Raw genomic sequence first — 5,022 nt, 5'->3', positions numbered from 1 at the left:
GAGAAGAAGCGCGGCATCCATGATTGACGGATTCCACAACCGCGCGAGTTGATTCAGGGCGTCGTCCCGATCCAGCCAGACGCTGTCGATATTGGCCACGAAGACCGGGTCGTCGCCCAGCAGCGGCGCGGCCTTCTTCAGACCCCCGCCCGTCTCCAGCAGGGTTTCCCGCTCATCGGAGATGACGATCTCCGGTCCGCGCCCGCGCGCCGCGAGGTGGCTTTCCAGCCGATCGGCGAACCAGTGGACATTGACCACGGCCTTCTCCACGCCCGCATCAGCGAGCCGGTCCAGCACATGGTCGATCAGGGCGCGTCCAGCCACCTCGACCAGGGCCTTGGGCCGGTCGTCGGTCAGGGGGCGCATGCGCGTGCCGAGACCGGCGGCCAGCACCATCGCGGTCTTGGGCGCGGTCTTCGGAGCGGTCATCGGCGGCTGGCCTCCGGCACGTGGGCGTCGAACCAGGCGCGGACGGTCTCGAGCCCCGGCTTCTGCAGATTGGCGTTCAGGTGCGCCCACATGCGCGGCATGAAGGCGCGGTAGCGCGGCTTGCCGTCGCGCACGATCAGCCGGGCGAAGATGCCGAGAATGCGCGCCTCATTCAGCGCCGCCAGTCCGGCGTAGTCGCGCATGAAGCCGGCCCGGTCGACGCCCGGACGCAGGCTGAAATAGTGATCCAGCGCCCTGGCCTCCAGCGCCGGCGACACGTCGCGGCGGGCGTCCTGCAGCAGGGAGTGGAGATCCCACGACGGGTGGGCGCGCACGGCGTCCTGGAAGTCGATCATCCCGACCATGGCCGCCCCCTCGCGGTCCGGCAGCCGGATCAGGTTCTCGGCGTGATAGTCCCGGTGCGCCATGACCGTGGCCCCGGCCGCGCCGCGCTCGACCACCGGCCGCCACGCCGCGCGCCAGTCGGCGACGGCGGCGTCATCGAAGCTCAGGGCCGGGTCCAGCGCCGGCATCCATTCGACGAACAGGTCGGCCCCGCCCTGCAGCGCCGTCTCGTCATAGACCAGCAGCGGCCAGTCCCCCGCCGCCCCGCTCAGTCGCACCGGCGGCTCGACCGCATGCAGGGCGGCCAGGGCCTCGACCGCGGCCAGATAGAGCGGCTCCTCGGCCTCTCCCGCCTCGATGACCCGGGCGAACAGGGCGTCGCCGAAATCCTCCAGCACGGCCAGTCCGGCGGCGGCGTCGACGGCGATGATCTCCGGCGCCGACAGGCCCAGCGCCCGCAGGTGGTCGGCCACGGCGGCGAAGGCCTCGATCCGGCCCGCCGACAGCCGCGCGGTGGCGTTCCAGCCCGAGGCCAGCCGCTGCGCCGGCGTCCACGCCGGATCGGCCGGCGGGCTTTCGGCGTTGGCCGGCTGGTCCATCAGCATCAGCGACCGCCCGTCCGCCGTGGTCAGCCGCTCATAGCGCCGCGTCGAGGCGTCGCCGGGCAGCGGATCGCGCACCGCCTCGGCAAGGCCGGCGGCTTTCAGGAACTCGAGACGAAGGGCTTCGCGGTCAGACATTCAGGTCCTTCAGTTTCTCGGCCCAGGCGCCGGCGCCGGACACCGACGCCCGACGGCCGTCGCCGTCCTCGGCCAGGATGACCGTCAGCCGGTCCGGTCCCAGCCAGGGGTCGGGATCCTCGCCCAGCCGCTCGGGCCATTCGATGATCGCACAGCCTTCGTCCAGCGCCTCGTCCAGCCCGATCTCGGCGGCCTCTTCCGGCCGGGTCAGGCGGTAGAGATCGAAATGCGCCACCGGCGGATCGCTCTCGTAGAACTGCACCAGGGTGAAGGTCGGCGACGGCACGTCCTCGTTGGGCGAGGTCAGGGCCCGGATCAGGCCGCGCGCCAGCGTCGACTTGCCCATGCCCAGCGGCCCGTACAGCAGCACCGTCTCGCCCGGCGCCAGCAGGGGCGCGATCGCCGCGCCCAGCCGGGTCGTGGCGTCCGCGTCAGACAGGGTGAAGACGGCCTCAGGCAAAGTCGGCGTCCGGCTGGCTGGGCAGGACCCGTTCGGTGAAGGCCTTGAGGGCGTAGGTCGCCTTGCCCGCGTCGATGTCGAGGCGCGCGGCCAGGATCGGCTTGCCGACCATCAGCTGGAACGGCTTCTTCCGCTTGTTCAGCAGCTCGTGGAACAGGGTGATGTCCCGCAGCTCCTGCGACACCTGGTCGAACCAGTGGAACAGACGGGAATAGGGGCCGGCCACATGGATCGGGACCACCGGGGCGTCGTATTTCCGCGCCAGGGAGGCGGCGGTCGAGGCCCACTCCGGATCGGTCACCGAGCCGTCCTTGCCGATCCGCGCCAGCCGCCCGGCCGGGAACATGACCACGCAGCGTTCGGCCTCGAAGGCCGCCTTGGCGGCCTGCAGGGTTTCGCGGGTCTTCTCGCGGGTGCGCTTGTCGACCACCCACTCCACCGGGATGACGGTCTCGCCCAGCCGCGGCGAGACCCGCAGGGCGTCGGCGTTGGCGAAGAAGATGGCGTCCGGCCGCCGCGTCTTGATCGCATCGAACACCGCGATCCCGTCGGCGATGCCGGTCGGATGGTTGGCAACGATGATGCAGCGCCCCGTCGCCGGGATGCGCTCGGGGTTCATCACCGAGACCTTCAGATCCAGCAGGTCGCTCATATAGTCCAGCGCCGCCGCGCCGGAGAGGGGCCGGACCGCGTCGGCCATGCGCACGGCCTGGCGGTAGTTGAGCAGCCGGTACAGCACCGGCCGCACCACCGGCCAGAAGGCCGACGCCGTCAGCCGGGGCGCGCGCTCGGCGATCAGCACGTCGCAGATGTGCGGCGCGGGACGAACGGGCATGGCGGCGGCGGGGGCGGTCATTCGAGGCCGGTTGTCGCCGCTCGCGGGGCGGACGGCAAGCGGCTTGGCGGCGGCGGGAAGCGTGTTACCTCTTGCGCTGGACGTGGAGGGGTGAAGATGGCGATCCGGATGGAACTTCTGGTCGGCGCGGCGGTGCTGGCGCTCGGCGCGGGCGCGGTTCCGGCCTCGGCCCAGACATCGGCCCAGACATCGGCCCAGACGCCGGCGCCCGCGAAGGCGCCGGCCGCGACGGACGCTGCGCCTTCGACCCGGCCCACGGCGGCCGGCGGGCTCAGCCCCGGCCAGCTCGCGATGATGGAGCGGGCTTCCGATCCCCGCCTGTCGCCCGACGGCCGCCGCGTCCTCTACAACCTGCGCACCACCGACTGGGCGGGCAACCGCGGCGTCGGCGCCCTGTGGGTGATCGAGGCCGACGGGACCTCGCGCCGGCTGGCCGCATCCGACGGCGGCGCGGCCTCGGGCCGCTGGGCGCCGGACGGGAACAGCGTCTATTTCCTGTCCAGCCGCGGCGGCTCCAACCAGGTCTGGCGCGCGGACCGCGACGGCCAGGCCGCGACCCAGGTCACCACCCTGCCCGTGGACGTCACCGCCTTCCGCCTGTCCGGGGACGGCCGGACCCTGATCGTCGCCCTGCCGGTCTTCCTCGACTGCGCCGACCTGGACTGCACGCGCGACCGGTTGAAGGCGCAGGCCGCGCCGGGCTCGACCGTGCGCGGCTATGACCGCCTGCCGCTGCGGCCGTGGGACAGCTGGAATGACGGGCGGCGCAGCCATCTGTTCGCCCTGACCCTCAACGCCTCGGGCCTCGCCGCCGGGGCGCCGCGCGACCTGATGAGCGGGCTGGACGGCGACACGCCCTCGCGGCCGTTGGGCGACGACAGCGAGTTCACCCTGTCGCCCGACGGGACCCGGCTGGTCTTCCAGACCCAGACCCAGGGCCGCACCGAAGCCCTGACCAACAACACCGACGTCTGGATGGTCCCGGTCGCGGGCGGCGCGCCCGTGAACCTGACCCAGGCCAACACCGCCCCCGATTCCAACCCGACCTTCTCGCCCGACGGCCGCCGCCTCGCCTGGCTCGCCGGGCGGCGCGAGAACGTCTACGGCGACCAGCCTGTCCTGATGATCGCCGACGCCGACGGCTCCAACGCCAGGCCGGTCGCCGCCGACTGGGATCGCGGCGCCGCGGGCCTGCGCTGGCGGCCCGACCGTCAGGCGCTGTACGTGCTCGCCGCCGAGAACGGCCAGCAGAAGCTGTTCGAGATCAACGCCCGCACCGGCGCGGTCCGGGCGATCACCGACCAGGGCACGGTGTCGGGCTTCGACGCGGCGGGTGATCGGCTGGTGCTGGCGCGCGAGACCTTCACCGGCCCGTCCCAGATCGTCGAGGCCGGCCGCGACGGCCTGACGCCCCTGACCCGCCACAACGCCGACCTGCTGGCCGGGACCGACCTGCCGGCGGGCGAAAGCTTCAGCTTCCCCGGCTGGAACGGCGAGGCGGTGCAGGGCTGGACCTTCAAACCCGCAGGCTTTGTCGAGGGCCGCCGCTATCCGGTCGTCTATCTGATCCACGGCGGCCCCAAGTCGCCCTGGACCGACGGCTGGAGCTACCGCTGGAACCCGCAGATCTACACCGGCGCCGGGTACGGGGTGGTGATGGTCAATTTCCACGGCTCGCCGGGCTTCGGCCAGGCCTTCACCGACGCCATCAACGACCACTGGGGCGACCGCCCGCTGGAGGACCTGCAGAAGGGCTGGCAGACCGCCCTGGACCGCAACGGCTGGATGGACGGCGGACGCGCCTGCGCCCTGGGCGCCTCCTACGGCGGCTACATGGTCAACCTGATCGCCGGACGCTGGAACGGGCCGTGGGACTGCCTGGTCAACCACGCGGGCGTGTTCGACGTGGGCCAGCTGATGAACGCCATGGACATCGGCAACTTCAGTTCCGAGTTCGGCGGCGCCTCATGGGAGAAGCCGGAGCTGTACCGCGCCTTCAGCCCCAACACCTACGTGGGCGACTGGTCCAAGCCCATGCTGGTGCTGCACGGCTCGCGCGACTTCCGCGTGCCGGTGGAACAGGGGCTGGGGACCTTCTCGGCGCTGCAAAGGCGGGGCATCGAAAGCCGCTTCGTGCATGTGCCGGACGAGAACCACTGGGTCCTGAAGCCGCGCAACTGGGTCGACTGGCA

General features: G+C 72.0%; 5 protein-coding genes. 1 reads left to right on the top strand and 4 read right to left on the bottom strand.

Annotation, left to right across the window (positions count from 1 at the left end):
- The 4 genes from Q0C81_RS15875 to Q0C81_RS15860 all read right to left on the bottom strand — a co-directional run.
- On the bottom strand, positions 1–396 hold a 396-nt coding region (locus tag Q0C81_RS15875), incomplete at its 3' end, for a nucleotidyltransferase family protein (RefSeq protein WP_291840113.1).
- 29 nt (positions 397–425) lie between these two features.
- Positions 426–1,514 (bottom strand): N-acetylmuramate/N-acetylglucosamine kinase AmgK, encoded by a 1,089-nt coding sequence (amgK, locus tag Q0C81_RS15870; protein WP_291840110.1) that lies wholly within the window; start codon positions 1,512–1,514, stop codon positions 426–428.
- Positions 1,507–1,974, bottom strand: coding sequence for a tRNA (adenosine(37)-N6)-threonylcarbamoyltransferase complex ATPase subunit type 1 TsaE (tsaE, locus tag Q0C81_RS15865; protein WP_291840107.1), 468 nt, complete (start codon positions 1,972–1,974; stop codon positions 1,507–1,509). Before tsaE ends, amgK begins: the two co-directional genes overlap by 8 nt.
- The gene (locus Q0C81_RS15860; protein ID WP_291840105.1) at positions 1,967–2,830 is read right to left on the bottom strand and encodes a GNAT family N-acetyltransferase; all 864 of its coding nucleotides are present in this window, start codon (positions 2,828–2,830) and stop codon (positions 1,967–1,969) included. Before Q0C81_RS15860 ends, tsaE begins: the two co-directional genes overlap by 8 nt.
- 96 nt (positions 2,831–2,926) lie before the next feature.
- On the opposite strand from Q0C81_RS15860, the gene Q0C81_RS15855 reads away from it, so the two are divergent.
- On the top strand, positions 2,927–5,022 hold a 2,096-nt coding region (locus tag Q0C81_RS15855), incomplete at its 3' end, for a S9 family peptidase (RefSeq protein WP_291840102.1).

It is taken from the genome of Brevundimonas sp. (assembly GCF_023259385.1).
Lineage (GTDB): Bacteria > Pseudomonadota > Alphaproteobacteria > Caulobacterales > Caulobacteraceae > Brevundimonas.
The sequence above is the reverse complement of the archived record's forward strand: the minus strand, read 5'-3'. Positions and strand labels throughout refer to the sequence as shown.

Bases quoted from the DNA above. Each gene is read 5' to 3' on its own strand.
- Q0C81_RS15860 (WP_291840105.1), bottom strand. From the start codon at position 2,830: ATGACCGCCCCCGCCGCCGCCATGCCCGTTCGTCCCGCGCCGCACATC.
- amgK (WP_291840110.1), bottom strand. From the start codon at position 1,514: ATGTCTGACCGCGAAGCCCTTCGTCTCGAGTTCCTGAAAGCCGCCGGC.